We start from the raw sequence: 20,516 nt of genomic DNA, 5'->3' as shown, positions 1-20,516 counted from the left end.
GGTCCCAGGGGAAGAGGCCGCCGCCCCTGCTGGTCTTCACCGATCCGGACCGGACCGCCGATCCGTTGGCCCTCGCCCACAAACTGCCCCGGGGCGCGGGCCTGGTCTACCGGGCCTTCGGGGCGCCCGACCGGCTGGAAACCGCCCGGGCCCTGGCGATCGTCGCGAGGCGGCGCGGCCTGGTCCTCCTGGTGGGCGCGGACGCCGAGCTGGCCGCGCGCGCGGGCGCCTCGGGCGTTCACCTTCCCGAACGGCTGGCCGGCCGCGCCTGGCGACTGCGGCGGCCGGGCTGGATCATCACCGCGGCGGCGCACACGCCGCGGGCGGCGCGACGTTCCGGAATTGACGCCTTCGTCCTTTCGGCAGTGTTCCCGTCGGCCTCACCGTCTGCGGGTCCGCCCCTTGGCGCCCTGCGCTTCGCCCAGAGGGTGAGGACGGCCTCAGCGCCGGCCTACGCCCTGGGCGGCGTCAATGATGCGACGGCTGGCCGACTCCGGATGACCGGCGCGGCGGGTCTTGCAGGCGTGGGTTTCAGCCTCACGGCGCCCGCCGCAGGCCGGACCGGCGACCTCAGAACTTGAAGGCGGTCTCAAGCCGGACGCGGGGCGCTGGCTGCTGAGGCGCGACCTTGCGCCAGGCCTCAGGTTGCCCGGCCTGGTCGCCCATGGAGACCGCGCCCCCGATGCTGAGTCGGGGCGACACCCGGTAGTAGGCGCCGGCCTTCACATCGGTCCAGTCCGGCTCGCGGGTCTGGGGCGCCTCGACATTGAGCGTCATGCCCCAGCGCCCCTTGCGGGCGTCCCAGGTCAGGGAAGTTCCCCCGGCGGGGTTGGCGGTTTGGTCGACACGCACGGTGAAATCTGCGGGCTTTCGCGCCGGATCCGCATGCGCCGCCGTTCCCGCACCCGCAAGGAGGGCGCCGGCCAGGAGGGCGACAAGACGCCCGGATGTCAAACCCGGAAGGGACACGCGAGAACTCACCACCAGACAGACCGGATGTATTCCAGTCAATTGCGCCCAAAATAGGCCCTTCTGTCCATTAGGGGTCGCCCGGCCCGCCGGTCAACCTGATCGCCCCCCGGCGCCCGGGAATCCGACCGGGCCTGTGGCGGCGGCGCCACGTGATTCCTGTTTGGCCCGCGTCCGGGCATTGATATAGAGGGCGCGGCGCGGGGTGGCGCCGGTTTGCGCCGCGGGGCGCAGGCCCTGAAGTGTGGAGCGGTGCGGATGCCGTCTGAAACCGGAGTCCTGAAGAAGAGCCTGATGGCGGGTCTGGCGATTGTCGCCGCAGCCTCGCTCGGCGCGTGTGCGTCGAATCGCGAGCCCAGGACCTTCGAGGGCAGGGAGCCCGCCGGCTTCAACCCGCTGGGCGTCTTCGACGGCGGCTCCCGGCCGCAGGGCGACCGGCCCGCGATTTCGGTGAACGGCTATCTGTGGCGGGCGGCTCTGGACACCCTGTCCTTCATGCCCCTGGCTTCGGCGGATCCCTACGGCGGGGTCATCATTACCGATTGGTACGTCAATCCCGAGAAGCCGGACGAGCGCTTCAAGGCGACCGTCTACATCCTCGACAGCCGCCTTCGGGCGGATGGGCTGAACGTCGCCCTGTTCCGGCAGGTGCGCGATCCTTCCGGCGCCTGGACAGACGCCCAGGTGAACGCCCAGACCGAGATCGATCTCGAGAACGCCATCCTGACGCGGGCGCGCCAGGTCCGACTTTCCGACGTCCCCGGCTGAACCCCGGGGGCGCAGCCCGACCCTCCAGGATCCGCCCCCGGCCCTGACGGACCGGACTGCGCCCAGGGGGCCGGTCCGACCCTTCTTCCGTGACCCGATCCGACGGTATGCCCGCCATGGCCAGATACAATCCGAAAGAAACCGAGCCGAAGTGGCGCCGCGCCTGGGAGGCGGCGGACGCCTTCCGCGCCGGGCCTCCCGACCCGTCCCGGCCGAAGTACTATGTGCTCGAGATGTTCCCCTATCCCTCGGGCCGGCTGCACATGGGCCATGTGCGCAACTACGCCCTGGGCGATGTCATCGCCCGCTACAAGCGCGCCCGGGGCTTCAATGTCCTGCACCCCATGGGCTGGGACGCCTTCGGTCTGCCGGCGGAAAACGCGGCCATGGAGCGGGGGGTCGATCCCAAGGCCTGGACCTACGACAACATCGCCCGGATGCGCAGCGAGCTGAAAGAGCTGGGCCTGTCCATCGACTGGTCCCGGGAGTTCGCCACCTGCGACGTGGAATACTACGGCCGGCAGCAGGCCTGGTTCCTGGACCTGTTCGAGAAGGGCCTGGTCTACCGCAAGGAGGGCCAGGTCAACTGGGATCCGGTGGACCAGACCGTCCTGGCCAACGAGCAGGTCATTGACGGCCGGGGCTGGCGATCCGGCGCGGTCGTCGAGAAGCGGCGGTTGAGCCAGTGGTTCCTGCGGATCACCGACTATGCCGACGCCCTGACGGACGACCTCAAGGGCCTGGAGCGCTGGCCCGAGAAGGTCCGGACCATGCAGGAGAACTGGATCGGCCGCTCCCGGGGGGCCCGCTTCGCCTTCCACTTCACTGATCCTGCGCGACCGGACGGGTTGGAGGTCTACACGACCCGACCCGACACCCTGTTCGGGGCCGCCTTCGTGGGCGTGGCCGCCGACCATCCCCTGGCGGCGGAGGTCGCGGCGCGCAACCCGGCCGCCGCGGCCTTCGTCGACGCCTGCCGGCGCGGCGCGGTCTCCGAGGCCGAGATCGAAACCGCCGAGAAGCTCGGTTTCGACACCGGGCTGAGAGTCCGGCACCCCTTCGACCCCTCGGTGGAGCTGCCGGTCTGGATCGCCAACTTCATCCTCATGGACTATGGCGCGGGCGCCATCTTCGGCTGCCCGGCCCATGACCAGCGCGACCTGGAGTTCGCGCGGAAGTATGACCTGCCGGTCAGACCGGTCGTCCTGCCCCCGGGGGCGGACCCGGCGACCTTCGAGGTGGGCGACGAAGCCTGGACCGGGAGCGGGGTCCTGTTCAACTCGGGCTTCCTCGACGGCCTGGACATCGAATCCGCCAAGGCTGCGGCCATCGCCCGGCTGGAGGCGGAGGGCGCCGGCCAGGGCGCCACCGTCTTCCGCCTGAGGGACTGGGGAGTCTCGCGCCAGAGGGCCTGGGGCTGCCCGATCCCGATCATCCACTGTCCCGCCTGCGGGGTCGTGCCAGTCCCCAGGGACGCCCTGCCGGTGGCTCATCCGGCGGACATCGTGTTTGGAAAGGCGGGCAGCGCCCTGGACCGGCACCCGACCTGGAAGCATACATCCTGCCCCAGGTGCGGCGGTGCGGCGGCGCGGGAGACCGACACCCTCGACACCTTCGTGGACTCCTCCTGGTACTTCGCCCGCTTCACGGACGTCGAGGCGGCCGAGGCGATCCACAAGGCGGCGGCCGACTACTGGCTGCCCGTGGACCAGTACATCGGCGGCATCGAGCACGCCGTCCTTCACCTCCTCTATGCGCGGTTTGTCACCAAGGCCCTGGCCGACGCCGGTCAGCTCTCGGTCCGCGAGCCCTTCGCGGGCCTGTTTACGCAAGGCATGGTCACCCACGAAACCTACCGCCGCCAGAGCGGGGACTGGGTGGAGCCCGGCGAGGTGGTGATCGAGACTGAAGGACGGAGCCGGCGCGCGCGTCTGGCGGCCAGCGGCGAGCCGGTGGTCATCGGCGACCCTGAGAAGATGTCCAAGTCCAAGAAGAACACCGTTCCCCCGGGGGAGATCTTCGAGGTCTACGGGGTCGACGCCGCGCGGCTGTTCGTCTTGTCCGACTCGCCCCCGGAACGGGACGCCCAATGGTCCAACGCCGGGGTCGAAGGCGCCTGGCGGTTCGTCAACCGGGTCTGGGGCGAATTCGAGAGCCAGCCGGCGGGACCGCACGCGGCCGATCCCGACCACCCCGGGGCGGAGGCGCTGCGCCGGGCGACCCATCGCCTGACCCGGGCCGTGACCGAGGCCATCGAGACCTTCCGGTTCAATTCCGGCATCGCCCGCCTCTACGAGTTCCTGAACCTCCTGCGCGAACACAAGGCGGAAGGCGCCTCTGAGGCCCTCCTGGCCGAGCGCGCCGAGGCCCTGTCTGTCTTCGCCCGGCTGATCGCCCCCTTCACACCCCACCTGGCCGAAGAGTGCTGGGCCCGGATCGGCGGCGAGGGCATGGTGGTCTTCACCCCCTGGCCGGCCTTCGACGAGGCCCTCACCCGGGAGGCCGAGGTGACCCTTCCGGTGCAGGTCAACGGCAAGCGGCGCTGGGAAATCCGCGCTCCGGCCGGCGCCGAGCCCGCCGACGTCGAAAAGATGGTGCTTGACGATCCGCAGACGGCCCGGCGTCTTGAGGGCCTGACCATCCGCAAGGTGATCGTGGTGAAGGATCGCATCGTCAACATCGTGGCGGCCGGATGAAGGTCCCCGGGCGCCTCCTCCGAGGACTTGGCCTCGCCGCCTGCCTGCCGCTGGCGGGGTGCGGCTTCACGCCCCTCTATGCGACGCCGGATCTGGGAGCGGGCCTCGCCGCCGTCGAGGTGACCACCCCCGAGGGCCGGGCGGGCGCCCTCCTGCGCGAGCAGCTGGACGACGCTCTCGGGCGCCGGTCGGCCCTGCCCGCCGCCTACCGGCTGGACGTGGCCCTCTCTGAATTGCGCTATCCCCGGGGCGTGCGGGTGGACAATGTCGCCACCCGCTACGAGTACGTCCTGACGGCGGCCTATACCCTGAGCCCGGCCGCCCGGCGCGAGCCTCTGAAGACCGGCAGGGTCCGGGTGGAGTTGACCTACGACTCCGCCGACCAGCCCTACGCCTCTGTCGTGGCCCAGCAGGACGCGCAGGCCCGGGCCGCCCAGGAGGCCGCCCGGCGAATCCACCTGGAGCTCGCCGCCTTCCTGGCCGGCCAGGGGTCCTGATCCGGGTGATCCTGAGCCGCCGGCCCGATCTGGACACGTTCCTGGCCAGGCCCGACCCCCGGGTCCGCGCCGCCGTGATCTACGGCCGCGACCTCGGCGTCGTCCGCGAACGGGCGGCGCAGCTGGCCGCCCGCGTCACCGAGGACCCCGAGGATCCTTTCAACGTCGCCGTCCTCACCGAAGGCGACCTCTCCGGAGACGAAGGCCGCCTGGAGGGCGAGCTGGCGGCCCAGTCCCTGATGGGTGGCCGGCGCCTGGTCCGCCTGCGCCTCGGCGGCGAGCGGGCCGCCAGCGAGAAACTGGCCGTGGAAGCCCTGGGTCGCCTTCTGGCCGGGGACCTCAACCCCGACGCCTTCCTTCTCGTGGAGGCCGGCGCTCTGGGGCGCGACTCGGCCCTGCGCCGGGCGGCGGAGAAGGCCGACGCCTGCGCGGTCATCCCCTGCTACGAGGACGAGGCCGGCGACGTGGCGCGCATGACCCGGGAGGCCCTGGCCAGGGACGGGGTCGGCCTGACAGCGGAAGCCCTCGCCCTCTTTGTGGCGCGTCTGCCCCATGAGCGCGGTGTGGCCCGCCGGGAGATCGAGCGCCTCGCCCTCTTCCTCGGCCCGGGCTCGGGGACCACAGCCGGTCCGATGGAGCTTGAAGCCTTCCTGGGGGTGGAGCCGGAAGCTTCCCTCGCCGGGGCGGCTGCCGACGCCTTCGGGGGGCGGCTGGCCGAGGCCCAGGCCGGCCTGCGGCGGGCGGCGCAGGAGGGGCTGTCCGGGCCTGGCGCCGTGCGCGCCCTGGGCCAGCACCTGGGCCGGCTCCGAAGGGTTCTGACCCTCGTCCGCAGCGGTGCGGGCCTGCAGGAGGCCGCCAAGGCGTCGGGGGTCTTCTGGAAGGACGAGCGAGAGTTTCTGCGACAGGCCCGCGCCTGGAGCCTGGAGACCCTGGACGCGATCACCGCCGACGTCCTGGCGGCGGACCGGGCGTGCAAGACCGCCCGGGCGCCGGACGCCCTGGTTGCGGAACGCCTGGCATTGCAGATTGCAGCGAAGGCCCGCCGGCTCGGTCTCTGAAGCCCTTCAGCCGGACCCTGGCGATCCGTCGGCGCTCACGATCCGGTAGCCGGCGTCGTAGGCGTCGTGGCGCCTCAGCCCGCCATAGCGTCTGTCCCATTCACCGCTTTCCAGATCGGCGCGAAGACGCTCCAGTCCCGCCCCGGTATCGGCGAGGGCGCGAAACGACGAACTGCCTGAGCGGATACGGGTGTCCAGATAGGCCTCCGGACGAGCCCAGAAGGCGTGGAGGAAGCCGTCCGAACAGTCGTGCGGGATGTCGAGGGGGGTGATGCGGACCTGTCCCAGGGCCTGGGCATAGACCTCCAGGGGCGGCATCTGGGCCTCGTCGAGGGCGGCGAGCGCCGGGACGTAGTCGGTCAGCCAGGGCCGGGCGGCGGGATCGAAGGTCAGGATGACGATCCGGCCGCGAACCACCCGCCGCAGTTCACGCAGGCCGGCGAGGGGATCGGGCCAGTGGTGGACCGTCAATACGGCAAGCCCCGCTTCGAAGGCCCCGTCGGCAAAAGGCAGGGCCTGGGCCGCGGCCTGGACGGCGGGTGCGGCCCCCGACGGCCGCTGGCGGATCATTTCGCGGGACGGTTCGACGGCCACGACCCTCCGGTCGCCCGGTTCATAATTGCCCGTTCCCGCCCCAACGTTCAGCAGGGGAGCGACGGGACCGAGGGCGGCGAGCAGCCTGGCGGCGATGCGGGGGTCGGCCCGGCGCAGGCCGGCATAGCCGACGCCGATTTGGTCATAGAGGGCGGTCATAGAGGGTGGGCAGGGGAGGTCGGACCGGACGGTATGGCCAGGACCTACCGGCGCGAGAGCCGGCGGCAGATTTCGTCCAGCTGCTCCAGGGCGGCGTAGCGGACCCGCACCTCGCCCTGACCGTCCCGGTCGACGATTTCGACCTTCAGGCCGAGGGCGGCGGACAGGTCGGCCTCCAGGGCCTGGATGTCGGCGTCCTTCCGGGCCGCCCGGGTCGAGGACCGCGGCGCAGAGCCGGTCTCTGCGTCAGACTGCAGGCGCTTGACCAGGGCCTCGGTCTCGCGGACGGACAGTCCGCGCTGCACCACCAGCTGGGCGGCGGCGAGGGGGTCGGGCGCCCCGAGCAGGGCCCGGGCGTGACCGGCGCTCAACTCCGATTCCGACACCATGCCCTGGACCTCCGGGGGCAGGGAGAGGAGGCGGATGGCGTTGGCCACATGCGGCCGGCTCTTGCCCATGGCCTGGGCCACCTCGGCCTGGGTGCGGCCATACCGCTCCACGAGGCTGTGGTAGCCGTAAGCCTCTTCCATCGGCGTCAGGGACTCCCGCTGCACGTTCTCGGCGATGGCCGCCTCGAGCTGCTCGACGTCGGTCATCTGCCGGATGAGGGCCGGGATGGCGTGCAACCCCGCCCGCTGGGCGGCCTGCCATCGCCGCTCCCCGGCGATCAGCTCGAAATGGTCCGGGTTGTAGGGATGGGCCCGGACCAGGATCGGCTGAAGGACACCGTTCGCCCGGATGGACTCGGTCAGGGCCTCCATCTCCTCCGGGGTGAAGCGGGCGCGCGGCTGGGCCTCGAAGCGATGGATATGGTGGATCGGAATCTCGGTCACGCTGCCCGGGGGCGGGGGCGGGGGCGGCGCCGCCTCCCCGAGGAGGGCCGAGAGGCCCCGTCCAAGTCCGCGTTTCTCCACCACCGGAGCCTCCTCAGGCCGCCTCGCGCCGGGCGCGTTCGCGGTGAACGACCTCGCGGGCCAGCTTCAGGTAGGCCTGGCTGCCGGCGCAGTTGATGTCATAGATCAGCACGGGCTTGCCGAAGGACGGCGCCTCCGACACCCGGACATTCCGCGGGATCACCGTCTGGTACACCGCCTCGCCAAAGTGGCTGCGCACGTCTCCCGCCACCTGTTCGGAGAGCCGGTTGCGACGGTCGAACATGGTCAGGACGACGCCCTGAATCTCCAGACGGGGGTTCAGGCTGCCCCGCACAAGGTCCACCGTGCGCATCAGCTGGCTCAGACCCTCAAGGGCGAAGAACTCGCACTGCAGGGGAACAAGAACGGCGTCCGCCGCCGTCATGGCGTTGACGGTCAGCAGGTTGAGGGAGGGCGGACAATCGATCAGGACATAGGTGTAGCGCCCGGACGCGCGGACCGCCTGGAGGGCGTCGCGCAGACGGAAGGACCGGCGGGCCTCCTGGCCGAGCTCGATCTCGACGCCGGACAGGTCCGGGTCGGCGGGGGCGAGGTCCAGGCCCGGCAACCGGGTCGGCGTGACTGCATCCAGCAGGGGCGTGCCCCCCATCAGGACATCGTAGAGGGTGATCCGGCGCTCAGCCCGGGGAACCCCTAGGCCTGTAGAGGCGTTGCCCTGGGGATCGGAATCGATCAGCAGCACACGTTCGCCCACCGCCGCCAGGGCGGTGCCCAGGTTGATCGCGGTGGTGGTCTTTCCCACACCGCCCTTCTGGTTGGCGACGACCAGGACCCTCAGGGGGCGGAAGGCTTCAGCGACGGGGGCCACGACCAGTGCTCCGGATGCGAAGAATGCGGCCTCGATCATCACTCAGGCTGGGCAGGATTTCCACCTCAAAATCCCATGATCTTGTGGCTTCTTCGATTTCAGCCACAACATCTTGACCTTTCAGGAACAAACCCGTCGCCCCTCTCTCGAAGTAGGGCCGGGCGTACCCAAGCAGTCGGACGAGGGGTGCGCAAGCCCGGGAGGTGACGATATCCACAGTCAGGTCAAGGTCTTCCGCCCGGGCGTTGTGGATGCTGGCGGGCAGGCCGAGCTCGCTGACCACGGCCGCAAGGAAACGGCACCGTTTGGACATGCTTTCCACCAGGTGGACGTGGAAGCCCGGGCGGTGGCGGCCCAGTATGGCCAGCACCACCCCGGGCAGGCCGGCGCCGGCGCCGAGGTCCGCCCAGGTCAGGGCTTCCGGGGCCCGCGGCAGGAGCTGGGCGGAGTCCAGGGCGTGCCGCGACCAGAAGGCCGGCAAGGTGGCCGGACCCACCAGGTTCATCCTCAGGTTCCAGTCTTCGAGGAGCGCCCGATAGCGCTCGAGGTCTTCAAGGGCCCGGGCGTCGGCGCCTGTAAGGTCAGCGAACCCTCTTGCGGACAGGGGCGCCTCAGGCGGCGTGGCGTCGGGCATGGGCCAGGAGGGCGGTGAGGGCGCCAGGGGTCATGCCCTCGATGCGGGCGGCCTGACCGACGGTCAGGGGCCGAACGGTGGAAAGCTTCTCTCGGATCTCGTTTGAGAGCCCGCCCACAGCGGCGTAGTCCAGTCCGGCGGGCAGGCGAAGGGACTCGTCCCGGCGGAAGGCCTCGGCGTCAGCCGCCTGCCTGTCGAGATACCCGGAATAGGCGGCGTCGATCTCCACCTGCTCGCGGACGACCGGGCTCCAGTCCAGGATCTCAGGCCAGATCCGGGCGAGGTCCTCGAAGTCGATGGTGGGGTAGGCGAGGAGCTCGGAGAGGTTGCGTCTCTGTCCGTCCGCCTTGACGGGCAGGCCCGCCCGGGCGGCCTGGGCGGGGGTCAGGACCCTCTCCGAAGCCAGGCGGCGGGCGGCTTCGAGCTCTGCGGCGCGACGGCCCCACAAGGCCTGGCGCACGGGGCCGACGCAGCCCAGGGCGATCCCCCGATCGGTGAGCCTCTGGTCGGCATTGTCGGCGCGCAGGGTCAGGCGGAACTCCGCCCGGCTGGTGAACATGCGGTAGGGCTCGGTGACGCCCCGGGTCACCAGGTCGTCGATCAGGACGCCGATATAGGCCTCGTCCCGGCGGAAGACGGCGGCGTCCGCGCCCGATGCCGACCGGGCGGCGTTGAGGCCGGCCACCAGGCCCTGGGCGGCGGCCTCCTCGTAGCCGGTCGTGCCGTTGATCTGGCCCGCCAGGTAGAGGCCGGGCAGGCGCTTGACCTCAAGGGTCGGGTCCAGCTCGCGGGGATCGACGTAGTCGTACTCGATGGCATAGCCGTGCCGGATCACCCGGACGGCCTCCAGGCCGGGAATTGTGCGCAGGAACAGGTCCTGGGTCTCTGGCGAGACTGAGGTCGAAATCCCGTTCGGATACACGGTGGGATCATCCAGTCCCTCCGGCTCCAGGAAAATCTGGTGGCTCGTCCGGTCGGCGAAGCGGACCACCTTGTCCTCGATGGAGGGACAGTAACGGGGGCCCCGACCCTGGATCCGGCCCCCATAGACGGCGGATTCGGAGAGGCGCTCAGAGATGATCCTGTGGGTCTCCGCCGTTGTGGCGGTCACGCCGCAGGCGACCTGGGGATTGGTGATCCGGTCCGTCAGAAAGGAAAAGGGGCTCGGGACCGGGTCCGCAGCCTGGCTGTCCAGCCGGTCCCAGGCGATGGTCCGTCCATCCAGGCGGGCGGGCGTTCCGGTCTTCAGCCGGCCCATGGAGAGGCCCAGATCGTAGAGACGGTCGGACAGGCCGATGGCGGGCGCCTCCCCGGCCCGGCCGGCGGGGATGCGCTGCTCGCCCAGGTGGATGACGCCCTTCAGGAAGGTGCCGGTGGTCAGGACCACCCGGGCGGCCGGGAAGATCCGACCCGAGGCGCCGACGACCCCGGCGATTCGACCGTCGGCGACCACCAGGTCTTCCACCGCTTCGGCGAGGATCTCCAGGCCGGGGGTGGCGGCCAGCTCCGCCTGCATGGCCTCGCGGTAGAGGCGGCGGTCGATCTGGGCCCGGGGACCGCGAACGGCCGCGCCCCGGGACCTGTTCAGTAGGCGGAACTGGATTCCGGCGGCGTCCGCCATCCGGCCCATGACGCCGTCCAGAGCGTCCACCTCTCGCACCAGGTGGCCCTTGCCCAGGCCGCCGATGGCGGGATTGCAGCTCATTTCGCCCAGGGTCTCGATCCGGTGGGTCAGCAGCAGGGTGCGGGCGCCGAAGCGCGCGGAGGCCGCCGCCGCTTCACAGCCGGCGTGGCCGCCGCCGATGATGATGACATCCCACATGGGCCCCGGCCGCTCCTCTGGCTGAGACAGGCGGCGACGTCCTACACCACTTCCGGCCGTGTTTCACGTGAAACAGGTCACTTGCCGATGCAGAAGGTGGCGAATATCCGGTCAAGCACGTCCTCGGGCCCAATCCGCCCGGTGATCCGGTCCAGGGCCCGCGCCGCCAGCCGGACATCCTCCGCCGCCAATTCGGGATCCCCGGCCATGGCGACGGCGCTCTCAAGGCGCTGGATCGCCTCCGACAAGAGAGCCGCGTGCCGGAGCCGGGTCGCCGCCGGAGGCTCGTGGGACCCGAGGGCCGAGGCCGCCCGGTCCGCCAGGACGGCCTCCAGGGCCGCGACATCCTCGCCCCGGTGGGCGCTGAGGCGGTGAGACTCCAGCCCCAGGGCTGCGGCCTCGGCCAGAGCCTGCGTGACCGCATCCCCTGCGGGAAGATCGGACTTGCTGATCAGGCAGAGATCGCCAGCCTTGAGCACGCCCGGCGGCGCCACGCCCCGGTCGGCGGGACCGGCGCCATCGACGACCCAGAGCCTGAGATCGGCTTCAGCCGCCCGGACCCTGGCGCGGCGCACACCCTCAACCTCCACCGGGTCCGCCGCGTCGCGCAGACCCGCAGTGTCGGCCAGCACCACCTTGTAACCGGCCAAACGGAGGGGGACTTCGATGATGTCCCGGGTGGCGCCCGGCGTCGGCGTGACGATCGCCGCCTCCCGGCGCGCCAGGGCGTTGAGGAGCGTGCTCTTTCCTGCGTTGGGGACCCCGACCAGGGCGATGGCGTATCCGTCCCGCACCTGCTCGGCGCGTCGAACGCCCGCGACGGCCTCACCCAGAGCCTCCAGGAGTCGTGCCAGAGCGGGACGGGCCCGGCGGGCGATGTCGGCGGGCAGGTCCTCGTCGGGAAAGTCCACAGCGGCCTCGAAGAGGGACAGCGCCTCCACCAGGTCCGCGCGCCAGGCGTCCCGCGCCCGGCCCAGGGCGCCGTCCAGCTGGTTCAGGGCCTGCCGTCTCTGGGCCTCGGTTTCCGCCTCGATCAGGTCCGCCACGCCCTCGGCCTGGGCGAGATCCAGCCGATTGTTCTCGAAGGCCCGGCGGGTGAATTCGCCCGGCTCCGCCAACCGGAGTCCCATTTTGGCAAGGGCCTCGAGGACGCCGGCCACAACAGCCGGGCCGCCGTGAAGATGAAGCTCGGCGCTGTCCTCGCCGGTATAGCTTCCGGGTCCGGGCAACCACAGCACCAGGGCCTGGTCGAGGGTCCTGCCGTCCGCATCCACGAGACGCCGCAGACTGGCGCGACGCGGCGCCGGCCGTCCGCCGCCCAGGCGGGAGAGCGCCGCACGGGCGTCCGGACCGGACAGGCGCACGACCGCCACCGCCGCCCGGCCAGGCGCGGTGGCCGGGGCGAAGATGGTGTCGGTCATTTCGGGCGCGCGGCGCCCATGCCCATACCGGCGGCCTGGGTCATCAGCTTGGTGAACTGCTCCTGGGCCCCGGCGCCGAAGGCCATCCAGTTCTTCACCAGCTCGTCCGGCGACAGCATGGCCATGTTGGCGTTCATGCGCGCCTGCATCTCCTCGACCAGACCGGCGTTCAGCGCGCTGACGTCCGGCAGGCCCAGAAAGGTCCGGGCCTCTACGGGTGTGCAGTCGATTTCGACCGTGATCTTCATGGGGGGTGTCCTTATGAGGCCGCGCCTGCAAGGCGGGAGGAAAGAATAGCGCGCGGCGACGGGCTTCGCAAAACGGCTTCCGCTCGGCGCGCCCCTTGCCTAAATGTGGAGCCTGACCCAACGGAGGACCCCATGGCAGAGACAGTTCGAATCCAGGTTTCAGGCGGTGAGATGGGCGCCTATGTCGCCCGACCGGCCGCCGCCCGCGCCCCGGCCATTGTGGTCCTGCAGGAGATCTTCGGGGTCAACGCCGTCATGCGCGACATCACCGACGGCCTGGCCGCCCAGGGCTTTCTCGCCATCTGCCCCGATCTTTTCTGGCGCATCGAACCTGGCGTCGACATCACGGACCGAACCGAAGCGGAGTGGAAGAAGGCCTTCGCCCTGATGAACGCCTTCGACACCAACCAGGGCGTCAAGGACATCGCCGCCACCCTGGGCCACATCCGGGCGGATCCCGGCTGCAGCGGAAAGGCCGGCGCGGTCGGCTTCTGCCTGGGCGGTCAGCTGGCCTGGCTGACCGCCACCCGCACCGATGTCGACGCCGCCGTCTCCTTTTACGGCGTGGGCATCGAGGGCCTGATCGGCGAGAGCCGCAACCTCCGCAAACCGGTGATGCTGCATATCGCCGAGGCCGACGGCTTCGTGCCGCCCGCCGCCCAGGCCGCGATCCGGGAAGGCCTTGCCGACCAGCCGCTGGCGACCATCCATACCTATCCCGGGCGTGACCACGCTTTCGCCCGCCTGGGCGGCGAGCATTATCACGCTGGGGACGCAGCCCTTGCGGGCCAGAGGAGCCTCGACTTCCTCCGCCTGAACCTGGGAGCGGCCTGAGCCATGCGCGCCATTCGCCTCTCCGCCACCGGCGGCCCGGAGGTCCTCGATCTCGTCGATCTGCCCGACCCGGAACCCGGCCCCGGCCAGATCCTGGTCCGGCAGTGGGCCATCGGGGTCAACTATATCGACACCTACCACCGGTCCGGCCTTTATCCCCTCCGTCTCCCTTCGGGACTCGGCATGGAGGGGGCCGGAGACGTCATCGCCGCGGGGGAGGGGGTAGAGCGCTTCGCCCCCGGCGACCGCGTCGCCTTCGCCTCCGGCCCTATCGGGGCCTATGCAGACCTGCATCTGGTGGACGCCGGCCGGGCCGTACGGATCCCGGAGGGCGTGGATGAGCGCACCGCAGCGGCCGCCCTTCTCAAGGGCATGACCGCAGAGTTCCTCCTCCTGCGCTGCCGCCCCGTCCAGCCCGGCGAGCCCGTCCTGATCCACGCCGCAGCCGGCGGGGTAGGTCAGATCATGGTGCAGTGGGCCCGGGCCCTGGGCGCCGAGGTGATCGCCACGGCGGGAAGCCCCGCCAAGGCCGACCGGGCCCGGGCCCTCGGCGCTCATCACGTGATCCTCTATGGCGAACAGGACGTGGCCGCAGAGGTGCGTCGGATCACCGGCGGGGCGGGAGTGACCGCAGCCTACGACTCGGTGGGCGCTTCCACCTTTGAGGGGACCCTGGGCAGCCTGGCCCGGAGGGGAACCTTCGTGAGCTTCGGCAACGCCTCCGGCCCGCCGCCGGCTGTCGAGCCCGGACGGCTCATGCGCCTGGGCTCGCTCTTCTTCACCCGCCCGACCCTCGGCGACTACACCGCCACCACGGCCGAGCTGGACGCCAGCGCCGCAGCCGTCTTCGGGCGGATCGCAGCGGGAGAAATCTCCATCGAGATCGGCCAGACCTTCCCCCTCAGCCAGGCGAAGGCGGCCCATGAGGCGCTTGAGGCCCGACAGACCGTGGGCTCGACCCTCTTGATCCCCTGACCCGAAGCGCCGCCCCGGTGTTTCACGTGAAACACCGGGCGTCGGCGATCAGGTGTTCATGGACTGGAAGAAGTCATCGTTGTTCTTGGACTGGCGCAGCTTGTCGAGGAGGAACTCGATGGCGTCCTGGGCGCCCATGGGGGCGAGAATCCGACGCAGGACGTGGGTCTTGGCCAGCTGCGCCGGCGGGGTGATGAGCTCGTCCTTCCGGGTGCCCGACTTCAGGATGTCGATCGCCGGGTAGATCCGCTTGTCCGCCACCTTCCGGTCGAGGACGATTTCCGAGTTCCCGGTGCCCTTGAACTCCTCGAAGATCACCTCGTCCATCCGGCTGCCCGTATCGATCAGGGCGGTGGAGATAATGGTCAGCGAGCCGCCCTCTTCGATGTTCCGAGCGGCGCCGAAAAAGCGCTTGGGGCGTTGCAGCGCGTTGGCGTCAACACCGCCGGTCAGCACCTTGCCAGAGGAGGGGACGGTGGTGTTGTAGGCCCGGCCCAGGCGGGTGATGTTGTCCAAGAGGATGACCACATCCCGCTTGTGCTCCACCAGGCGCTTGGCCTTTTCGATCACCATCTCGGCCACCTGGACGTGCCTCTGGGCGGGCTCATCGAAGGTCGAGGCGATGACCTCTCCCTTCACCGTCCTTTGCATGTCGGTGACCTCCTCGGGCCGTTCATCGACGAGGAGCACAATCAGGTAGCACTCGGGGTGGTTCGCTGCGATCGCCTTGGCGATGTTCTGCATCATGATCGTCTTGCCGACCCGGGGCGGGGCGACAATCAGGCAGCGCTGACCCTTGCCCAGCGGGGCGACAATATCGATGACCCGTCCGGAGCGATCCTTCAGCGTCGGATCCTCCATCTCCATCCTGAGGCGCTCCTGCGGGTAGAGGGGCGTCAGATTGTCGAAAAGGACCTTGTGTCGGACGTTCTCCGGCGGCTCGAAGTTGATCTGGTCAACCTTCACCAGGGCGAAATAGCGTTCGCCCTCCCGGGGGGCGCGGACACCACCGTCCACCGTGTCGCCGGTCCGCAGGCCGAACTTCCGGATCTGCGACGGGCTGACATAGATGTCGTCGGGCCCGGGAAGGTAGTTGGCCTCGGGCGAGCGGAGGAAACCAAAGCCGTCGGGCAGGACCTCCATGGTCCCGGAGCCGGAGATCTCTACACCCTCCTCCGCCAGGACCTTGAGGATGGCGAACATCATGTCCTGCTTGCGCATGGAGTTCGCGTTCTCGATCTCCAGGGTCTCGGCAAAGCTCAGGAGGTCGGCGGGTGATTTGTCCTTCAGCTCCTGGAGGGACATGCGGATCAGACCCATGGCGGCGATGGCCTGGGCGGCCTGGGAGGGCTCCTCGTCCTCGGCGGCGGCGTCTTCGCCCCCTGGAAGGTCGAGACTTGCGTCCTCGATGGCCTCAACGAGATCCGCGGGGTCTGGTGAAAAAGTGTCTTCGGACATGGTCAGTCTTTCAGTTCCCGGCTCCACCGCAGGTCATGGCGGCGGCAACCGGCGCGGTGCGTCGACGCGACCGCGTTTAGCTCTGTCATTTTGGAGCCGGGGCAAGGGGCCGACACAGAAGAGCGGCGCGCCCGCGGCGAGAGAGGCGGGATCCGGTCCCGAACACCTGTTCGGTCCGGACACGGGAGCGGAACCACACTCGGCGACCGGGGTCAAGGGCCGTGGCGCTTGCGGTTCAGCCGCCGAACTCGAGGGTCGCCGCCAGCACCATGACGATGGCCGCCAGGAACGGCAACTCGTTGGTCGCCCGCCAGAAGCGGTTGGAGCGGGTATTGGTCCCGGCGGCGAACCTCTTCCGGGCTGCGCCCAGGTAGTGGTGCCAGCCGATCAGGAAGATCGCCCCCGAAAGCTTCGCGAGCATCCAGGGCTTGAGCAGGAAGCCCCAGCCTCCCAGCCGGGCCGTGGCGTCGAACCAGATCAAGGCCAGGCCCAGGAGGAAGGACGCCACCATGGCGGGGCCCATGATAATCCGGTAGAGCTTGAGCTCCATGACCTGGAAGGTCCGGTCCATCTCTGATCCCGGGGTCACCTCGGCGTGATAGGCGAACAGGCGGGGCAGGTACATGATGCCCGCCATCCAGGCGATGACGGCCAGGATGTGGAGGCCCCGCAGCAGGTCATAGACATTCATCGGCGCGCTCCTGCGGCCTGCGCCAGGCGCGGACACCGGCCGTGGACCCTCGGGCAGGTCCAGTTTCCCTCCGGCGCCACGCCGCCCGAGCGCCCCAGGGCTGAACCGACCGCTACGGCCAGGGCGGAAATGAAATCCGGATCCGTTCCCGGCGCCGCAGCCCTCAACCAGACCGGGCAACCGGACTCCTGGGCCAGCTCGGCGTACTCCTGATCGAGCTCAACCAGGGTCTCCACGTGCTCGGAGACAAAGGCGATCGGCGAGACGAGCACGCCCACGCCCTCCGACCCGGCCCGAACAATCTCCTGGTCCGTCGAGGGTCCGATCCACTTCAGGGGTCCCACCCGGCTCTGGTAACTGATCTTCCAGTCCGTGAATTCCGGCAGTCGCGCGGCGACGGCGGCGGCTGTGGCCTCTACCTGAGCCTGATAGGGATCGCCGCGGGCGACCACCCGTTCGGGAAGGCCGTGAGCTGAGAACAGGAGACGAAGGCCTTCAGGTCGCCCTGCCCACTCCCAGACGCTGCGGATGGCCCGGGCGTGGGACTCCGCGAGCCCGTCGGAAACCGGATAGCAGCAGACCGTGCGGCTCCGGCCCGGTCCATGATAGGCCTTGTTCCAGTCCTTCAGGGAGGACTCGGTCGTCGTGGTCGAGAACTGGGGGTAGAGAGGAAGAAGGACCACTTCATCCGGGGCGAAATCCGCCACTTCCCGTGCTGTCTGGGCGGCGAACGGTTTCCAGTAGCGCATGGATATGAAGACGCGAACCTCGTCACCAGGACGGCGCCTGACAAGCTCCGCCTGCAGCGCCTCGGCCTGTTTGCGGGTCTCGGGCAGCAGCGGCGACCCCCCTCCCATCAGGGCGTAATTGGCCCGGGCGCCTTTGGCGCGGGTCCCGGAGATGAAGGCTGCAAGGGGATAACGTATCGGCGCAGGCGCGCCGATGATGGCCTTGTCCCGGAAAAGGTTAAACAGGAAGGGACGCACCGCCTCCGGCCCGTCCGGACCCCCCAGGTTGAAGAGGACAACGGCGAGACGGGTCATTTGCCTGTGATCCTGCGTACGGCCCGCTCAATGTTGTCCACGGGGGTGTCGGGCAGAACCCCGTGTCCCAGATTGAAAATGTAGGGGCCCGGGGTCCAGGCCTCCAACAGGGCGTCGATCCGGGCCTCCATGGCCGGTCCGCCGACCCTCAGAAGCAGGTTGTCGAGAGCCCCCTGGATCGCCTTGCCGCCCGTCTGGATCCGTCTGCCCTGCGCGCGGCTGGCCTGAGTGTCCAGGCCGACCGCCTGCACGGGGACCTGATCGGCGTAGGTATCGACCAGCGCGCCGGCCCCTCTGGGAAATCCGATGAAGGGCGCATCCACACCGGCGGCCCGGACCCTGCGGATGATTTCCTGGTGCGGACCCACCACAACCCTTTCGAAGACGTCCTCGGCCAGCCCTTCCGCCCAGCTTTCGAACAGCTTGAGGACCTGGGCGCCGCTGCGGGCCTGCATGACCAGGTAGCGGGCCGTCGCCTCCACAAGGACCTCAAGGATCTGGTCCAGCCTCTCAGGCTGCTCATAGGCGAAGGCGCGGGCGCCGGAGCGATCCGAACCCCGCCCTTCGACCATGTAGGTGGCCACGGTCCAGGGTGCGCCGGCGAACCCGATCAGGGCGCGTTCCGGCTCGAGCCGGGCTCGGACCCGCGACAGGGTCTCGCCGATCGAGGCAAGACGGCCCGTCGAAGCCTCGATCTGATCCGATAAGGCCTCTACCTCTGGCAGCGGGCCAAGGCGTGGACCTTCTCCCGCCTCAAACCAGACCTCCTGCCCCAGGGCCTGGGGGATGAGGAGGATGTCCGCAAAAACGATGGCGGCGTCGAAGGGAAACCGGCGCATCGGCTGGAGCGTCGCCTCCGCCGCCATCTCCGGGTCATAACAGAAGGCCAGAAAGTCCTTCGCCCGGGACCGGAGCTCCCGATACTCCGGAAGGGACCGACCAGCCTGGCGCATGAACCAGACGGGGGGCCGGTCGAAGGTCTCGCCCGCCAGGGTCCGCAGGAGTTTTGGGATCGCCGCCTCTGTCATGGCGCCCTTAAACCCCGGCCGGGCTCCCGGCTCAAGCACCGGTGTTCCCGCAGGCCGCCTTCTTTCACATCACAAGGTTTGATTTTCAGGTAGCGAAGGAAGAAGGAGGGCTGAAGATTGGGGAGAAGACTCTCCCGAGTGCTCTTCTCCCGACGTTTCCCACCGAGCGACCAACACCAGACCCGCCGTGTCCAGGCAGACCTGTGGATATCATCTAACATATTGTTTCTTATATCTTTTATCGATCTCATCACCTGAACAACCTCGCCTTGTCCGGGGCTGCTTCTGAAACATGCCGAGCCTGTGGACCGCCTGTCCACATGGGGGCCGGTCCGGGGATGGATCGCGCCCTTCATGCCCATCTTTGTCGAGACACCGGGCCATTGCGCCGCCACGCGGCTTTTCTCCCCACGGCGATCGACTTGGGATAAGAAGTCGTGGACAGGTTCATCCCCAGAAATCTCCCGCCCCGAAGCCCGACCCGAGCGTCGACCGCCGAATGATCGCCTCCTCCCGATACGCCACCTACTTTCATGTCCACCTGGTGTCGGATTCGACCGGGGAAACGCTCAACGCCATGGCGAGAGCCGTATGCGCCCGGTTCGAAAACGTCCTGCCGATCGAGCATTACTACGCCCTGGTCCGGTCCCCCCGGCAGCTGGAGCGCGCCCTGGCCGACATCGAGGACGCTCCGGGCGTGGTCATGCACACCATTGTCGACGACACCCTGCGGACGGCCCTGGAGGAGGGTTGCCGACGCCTCGACATGCCCTGCATCGCCGCCCTCGACCCCCTGGTGTCGGCCCTGTCCCGCTATCTGGGCGCGGCGCTGACCCGGCGGGTCGGGGCGCAGCACGCCCTGGACACCGACTATTTCAACCGGATGGACGCCCTCAACTACGCCATCGGCCACGATGACGGTCAGGGCGGCGCAGAGCTCGACCAGGCCGATGTGGTTCTGGTCGGCGTCTCGCGCACCTCAAAGACCCCCACCTGCATCTACCTCGCTCACCGGGGGATCCGCGCCGCCAACTTCCCTCTGGTGCCCGGTCGTCCGGTGCCCGAAGCCCTGACGCGACTCTCTTCGGCCCTGGTGGTGGGACTGACCATATCGCCGGACCGGCTGATCCAGATCCGGCGCAATCGTCTCCTGTCCCTCAAGGAGTCGAGGGACACCGCCTACACCGATATGGAGGCCGTCCGCGAGGAGGTGGTCCAGGCGCGCCGGCTCTACGAACGCCAGGGCTGGCCGGTGATCGACGTGACCCGCCGATCCGTTGAGGAGACCGCTGCGGCGGTCCTGAACCTGCTCCAGTCCAGCCGGCCGGTCGCCGAGGTGAGCCCGTGAGCCGTCTCCCCGTCACCCTGGCCTCCAAGAGCGCCGCCCGCGCCTCTATCCTCCGAGGAGCGGGCGTTCCCTTCGCCACGGCGGATTCCGGCGTTGACGAGGATATCCTGAAGGCCGGTCTCCTCGCCCGGGGGGCTGGTCCGGCCGAGGTGGCCGCCGCCCTCGCCCGGGAGAAGGCCCTGGCGGTCTCCCGAATGCGCCCGGGACTGGTCATCGGCGCGGATCAGACCCTGGATTTCGAAGGGCGTTTGCATGACAAGCCGGTCGACCTGGCCGAGGCCGCGGCGCGGCTGAGAGCCATGCGTGGCCGCACTCACGCCCTTCACGCCGCTGTCGCCGTGGCCCGGGAAGGCGAGGTCCTGTGGGAGACCCTGTCGACGGCCGAGCTGGCCATGCGGGCCTTCAGCGACTCCTTCCTGGCGCACTATCTGGAGGCGGATGCGGGGGCGCTCCTGAGCTCGGTGGGCGCCTACCGCCTGGAAGGACCCGGGGTCCAGCTGTTCAGCGAGATCCGCGGAGACTATTTCGCC

The 20,516-nt window shown here is 69.6% G+C and carries 21 protein-coding genes; 9 read left to right on the top strand and 12 right to left on the bottom strand.

Translation table 11 applies throughout. From position 1 onward, the window contains the following. A partial coding sequence (locus IM632_RS02385) for a thiamine phosphate synthase (protein WP_366817245.1) occupies positions 1-581 on the top strand: 581 nt, incomplete at its 5' end. Here the strand turns inward: IM632_RS02385 and IM632_RS02380 are convergent. Beyond that, positions 571-969: an NtrZ family periplasmic regulatory protein gene (locus tag IM632_RS02380; RefSeq protein ID WP_296523510.1), complete on the bottom strand. Its 399-nt coding sequence runs from the start codon at positions 967-969 to the stop codon at positions 571-573. The genes IM632_RS02385 and IM632_RS02380 overlap by 11 nt on opposite strands. A 258-nt stretch (positions 970-1,227) precedes the next feature. Between IM632_RS02380 and IM632_RS02375 the strand changes: the two genes are divergently transcribed. The 4 genes from IM632_RS02375 to holA all read left to right on the top strand — a co-directional run bounded on the left by IM632_RS02375 (position 1,228) and on the right by holA (position 5,988). Further along, positions 1,228-1,737, top strand: coding sequence for a DUF3576 domain-containing protein (locus IM632_RS02375; RefSeq protein ID WP_293527648.1), 510 nt, complete (start codon positions 1,228-1,230; stop codon positions 1,735-1,737). A gap of 116 nt (positions 1,738-1,853) precedes the next feature. Beyond that, entirely contained in the window at positions 1,854-4,433 is a 2,580-nt protein-coding gene (leuS, locus tag IM632_RS02370; protein ID WP_296503575.1) for a leucine--tRNA ligase, read from the top strand. Next, positions 4,430-4,930, top strand: a complete 501-nt coding sequence (gene lptE, locus IM632_RS02365) for an LPS assembly lipoprotein LptE (RefSeq protein WP_293522214.1) — start codon at positions 4,430-4,432, stop codon at positions 4,928-4,930. The genes leuS and lptE overlap by 4 nt, the downstream gene beginning before the upstream one ends. Positions 4,931-4,935: 5 nt before the next feature. Further along, a complete protein-coding gene (gene holA, locus IM632_RS02360) occupies positions 4,936-5,988 on the top strand; it encodes a DNA polymerase III subunit delta (protein ID WP_296519000.1) in 1,053 nt (350 codons plus the stop codon). A 6-nt stretch (positions 5,989-5,994) separates the two neighbouring features. Here holA and IM632_RS02355 read toward each other — a convergent pair whose 3' ends face one another. The 7 genes from IM632_RS02355 to IM632_RS02325 all read right to left on the bottom strand — a co-directional run bounded on the left by IM632_RS02355 (position 5,995) and on the right by IM632_RS02325 (position 12,609). Next, positions 5,995-6,741 (bottom strand): class I SAM-dependent methyltransferase, encoded by a 747-nt coding sequence (locus IM632_RS02355; protein ID WP_296519002.1) that lies wholly within the window; start codon positions 6,739-6,741, stop codon positions 5,995-5,997. 44 nt (positions 6,742-6,785) lie between these two features. After that, positions 6,786-7,658: a ParB/RepB/Spo0J family partition protein gene (locus tag IM632_RS02350; protein WP_296483614.1), complete on the bottom strand. Its 873-nt coding sequence runs from the start codon at positions 7,656-7,658 to the stop codon at positions 6,786-6,788. 10 nt (positions 7,659-7,668) lie between these two features. After that, positions 7,669-8,484: a ParA family protein gene (locus tag IM632_RS02345; protein WP_293540036.1), complete on the bottom strand. Its 816-nt coding sequence runs from the start codon at positions 8,482-8,484 to the stop codon at positions 7,669-7,671. Next, complete coding sequence (rsmG, locus tag IM632_RS02340; RefSeq protein ID WP_296483609.1) at positions 8,468-9,118, bottom strand: 16S rRNA (guanine(527)-N(7))-methyltransferase RsmG; 651 nt, start codon at positions 9,116-9,118, stop codon at positions 8,468-8,470. The genes IM632_RS02345 and rsmG overlap by 17 nt, the downstream gene beginning before the upstream one ends. Then, positions 9,096-10,940 carry a tRNA uridine-5-carboxymethylaminomethyl(34) synthesis enzyme MnmG gene (mnmG, locus tag IM632_RS02335; protein ID WP_296551973.1) on the bottom strand — a complete coding sequence of 615 codons (1,845 nt, stop codon included), beginning with the start codon at positions 10,938-10,940 and terminating at the stop codon, positions 9,096-9,098. The genes rsmG and mnmG overlap by 23 nt, the downstream gene beginning before the upstream one ends. Before the next feature lie 77 nt (positions 10,941-11,017). Next, entirely contained in the window at positions 11,018-12,361 is a 1,344-nt protein-coding gene (gene mnmE, locus IM632_RS02330; protein WP_296498572.1) for a tRNA uridine-5-carboxymethylaminomethyl(34) synthesis GTPase MnmE, read from the bottom strand. Beyond that, positions 12,358-12,609, bottom strand: a complete 252-nt coding sequence (locus tag IM632_RS02325; RefSeq protein ID WP_296485040.1) for a DUF6489 family protein — start codon at positions 12,607-12,609, stop codon at positions 12,358-12,360. The genes mnmE and IM632_RS02325 overlap by 4 nt, the downstream gene beginning before the upstream one ends. Before the next feature lie 132 nt (positions 12,610-12,741). Here IM632_RS02325 and IM632_RS02320 point away from each other — a divergent pair, with 132 nt between their 5' ends. Both IM632_RS02320 and IM632_RS02315 read left to right on the top strand, forming a co-directional pair. Further along, positions 12,742-13,443: a dienelactone hydrolase family protein gene (locus IM632_RS02320; RefSeq protein ID WP_296498570.1), complete on the top strand. Its 702-nt coding sequence runs from the start codon at positions 12,742-12,744 to the stop codon at positions 13,441-13,443. Between the two features lie 3 nt (positions 13,444-13,446). Then, positions 13,447-14,418 (top strand): quinone oxidoreductase, encoded by a 972-nt coding sequence (locus IM632_RS02315; protein ID WP_296485046.1) that lies wholly within the window; start codon positions 13,447-13,449, stop codon positions 14,416-14,418. Between the two features lie 48 nt (positions 14,419-14,466). Here IM632_RS02315 and rho read toward each other — a convergent pair whose 3' ends face one another. The 4 genes from rho to hemE all read right to left on the bottom strand — a co-directional run bounded on the left by rho (position 14,467) and on the right by hemE (position 18,638). Beyond that, complete coding sequence (rho, locus tag IM632_RS02310) at positions 14,467-15,876, bottom strand: transcription termination factor Rho (RefSeq protein ID WP_296498567.1); 1,410 nt, start codon at positions 15,874-15,876, stop codon at positions 14,467-14,469. A 235-nt stretch (positions 15,877-16,111) separates the two neighbouring features. Beyond that, the gene (locus IM632_RS02305) at positions 16,112-16,567 is read right to left on the bottom strand and encodes a CopD family protein (RefSeq protein ID WP_293512208.1); all 456 of its coding nucleotides are present in this window, start codon (positions 16,565-16,567) and stop codon (positions 16,112-16,114) included. Then, on the bottom strand, positions 16,564-17,610 hold the full coding sequence (gene hemH / locus IM632_RS02300) for a ferrochelatase (protein WP_296485049.1): 1,047 nt from the start codon (positions 17,608-17,610) through the stop codon (positions 16,564-16,566). The genes IM632_RS02305 and hemH overlap by 4 nt, the downstream gene beginning before the upstream one ends. After that, on the bottom strand, positions 17,607-18,638 hold the full coding sequence (gene hemE / locus IM632_RS02295) for a uroporphyrinogen decarboxylase (RefSeq protein WP_296485062.1): 1,032 nt from the start codon (positions 18,636-18,638) through the stop codon (positions 17,607-17,609). Before hemE ends, hemH begins: the two co-directional genes overlap by 4 nt. 499 nt (positions 18,639-19,137) lie before the next feature. Between hemE and IM632_RS02290 the strand changes: the two genes are divergently transcribed. Both IM632_RS02290 and IM632_RS02285 read left to right on the top strand, forming a co-directional pair. Continuing rightward, positions 19,138-19,986 (top strand): pyruvate, water dikinase regulatory protein, encoded by an 849-nt coding sequence (locus IM632_RS02290; RefSeq protein WP_296498564.1) that lies wholly within the window; start codon positions 19,138-19,140, stop codon positions 19,984-19,986. Beyond that, on the top strand, positions 19,983-20,516 hold a 534-nt coding region (locus IM632_RS02285; protein WP_296551971.1), incomplete at its 3' end, for a Maf family protein. The genes IM632_RS02290 and IM632_RS02285, both read left to right, overlap by 4 nt.

It is taken from the genome of Phenylobacterium sp. (assembly GCF_020402505.1).
GTDB lineage: Bacteria > Pseudomonadota > Alphaproteobacteria > Caulobacterales > Caulobacteraceae > Phenylobacterium.
Note: the sequence above shows the minus strand (reverse complement) of the source record. Positions and strands in the feature narration are given on the sequence as shown.

Coding starts and splice junctions, on each gene's coding strand:
- IM632_RS02375 (WP_293527648.1), top strand. CDS start 1,228: ATGCCGTCTGAAACCGGAGTCCTGAAGAAGAGCCTGATGGCGGGTCTG.
- leuS (WP_296503575.1), top strand. CDS start 1,854: ATGGCCAGATACAATCCGAAAGAAACCGAGCCGAAGTGGCGCCGCGCC.
- lptE (WP_293522214.1), top strand. CDS start 4,430: ATGAAGGTCCCCGGGCGCCTCCTCCGAGGACTTGGCCTCGCCGCCTGC.
- IM632_RS02355 (WP_296519002.1), bottom strand. CDS start 6,741: ATGACCGCCCTCTATGACCAAATCGGCGTCGGCTATGCCGGCCTGCGC.
- rsmG (WP_296483609.1), bottom strand. CDS start 9,118: ATGCCCGACGCCACGCCGCCTGAGGCGCCCCTGTCCGCAAGAGGGTTC.
- mnmG (WP_296551973.1), bottom strand. CDS start 10,940: ATGTGGGATGTCATCATCATCGGCGGCGGCCACGCCGGCTGTGAAGCG.
- mnmE (WP_296498572.1), bottom strand. CDS start 12,361: ATGACCGACACCATCTTCGCCCCGGCCACCGCGCCTGGCCGGGCGGCG.
- IM632_RS02325 (WP_296485040.1), bottom strand. CDS start 12,609: ATGAAGATCACGGTCGAAATCGACTGCACACCCGTAGAGGCCCGGACC.
- IM632_RS02320 (WP_296498570.1), top strand. CDS start 12,742: ATGGCAGAGACAGTTCGAATCCAGGTTTCAGGCGGTGAGATGGGCGCC.
- IM632_RS02315 (WP_296485046.1), top strand. CDS start 13,447: ATGCGCGCCATTCGCCTCTCCGCCACCGGCGGCCCGGAGGTCCTCGAT.
- rho (WP_296498567.1), bottom strand. CDS start 15,876: ATGTCCGAAGACACTTTTTCACCAGACCCCGCGGATCTCGTTGAGGCC.
- IM632_RS02305 (WP_293512208.1), bottom strand. CDS start 16,567: ATGAATGTCTATGACCTGCTGCGGGGCCTCCACATCCTGGCCGTCATC.
- hemH (WP_296485049.1), bottom strand. CDS start 17,610: ATGACCCGTCTCGCCGTTGTCCTCTTCAACCTGGGGGGTCCGGACGGG.
- hemE (WP_296485062.1), bottom strand. CDS start 18,638: ATGACAGAGGCGGCGATCCCAAAACTCCTGCGGACCCTGGCGGGCGAG.
- IM632_RS02290 (WP_296498564.1), top strand. CDS start 19,138: ATGATCGCCTCCTCCCGATACGCCACCTACTTTCATGTCCACCTGGTG.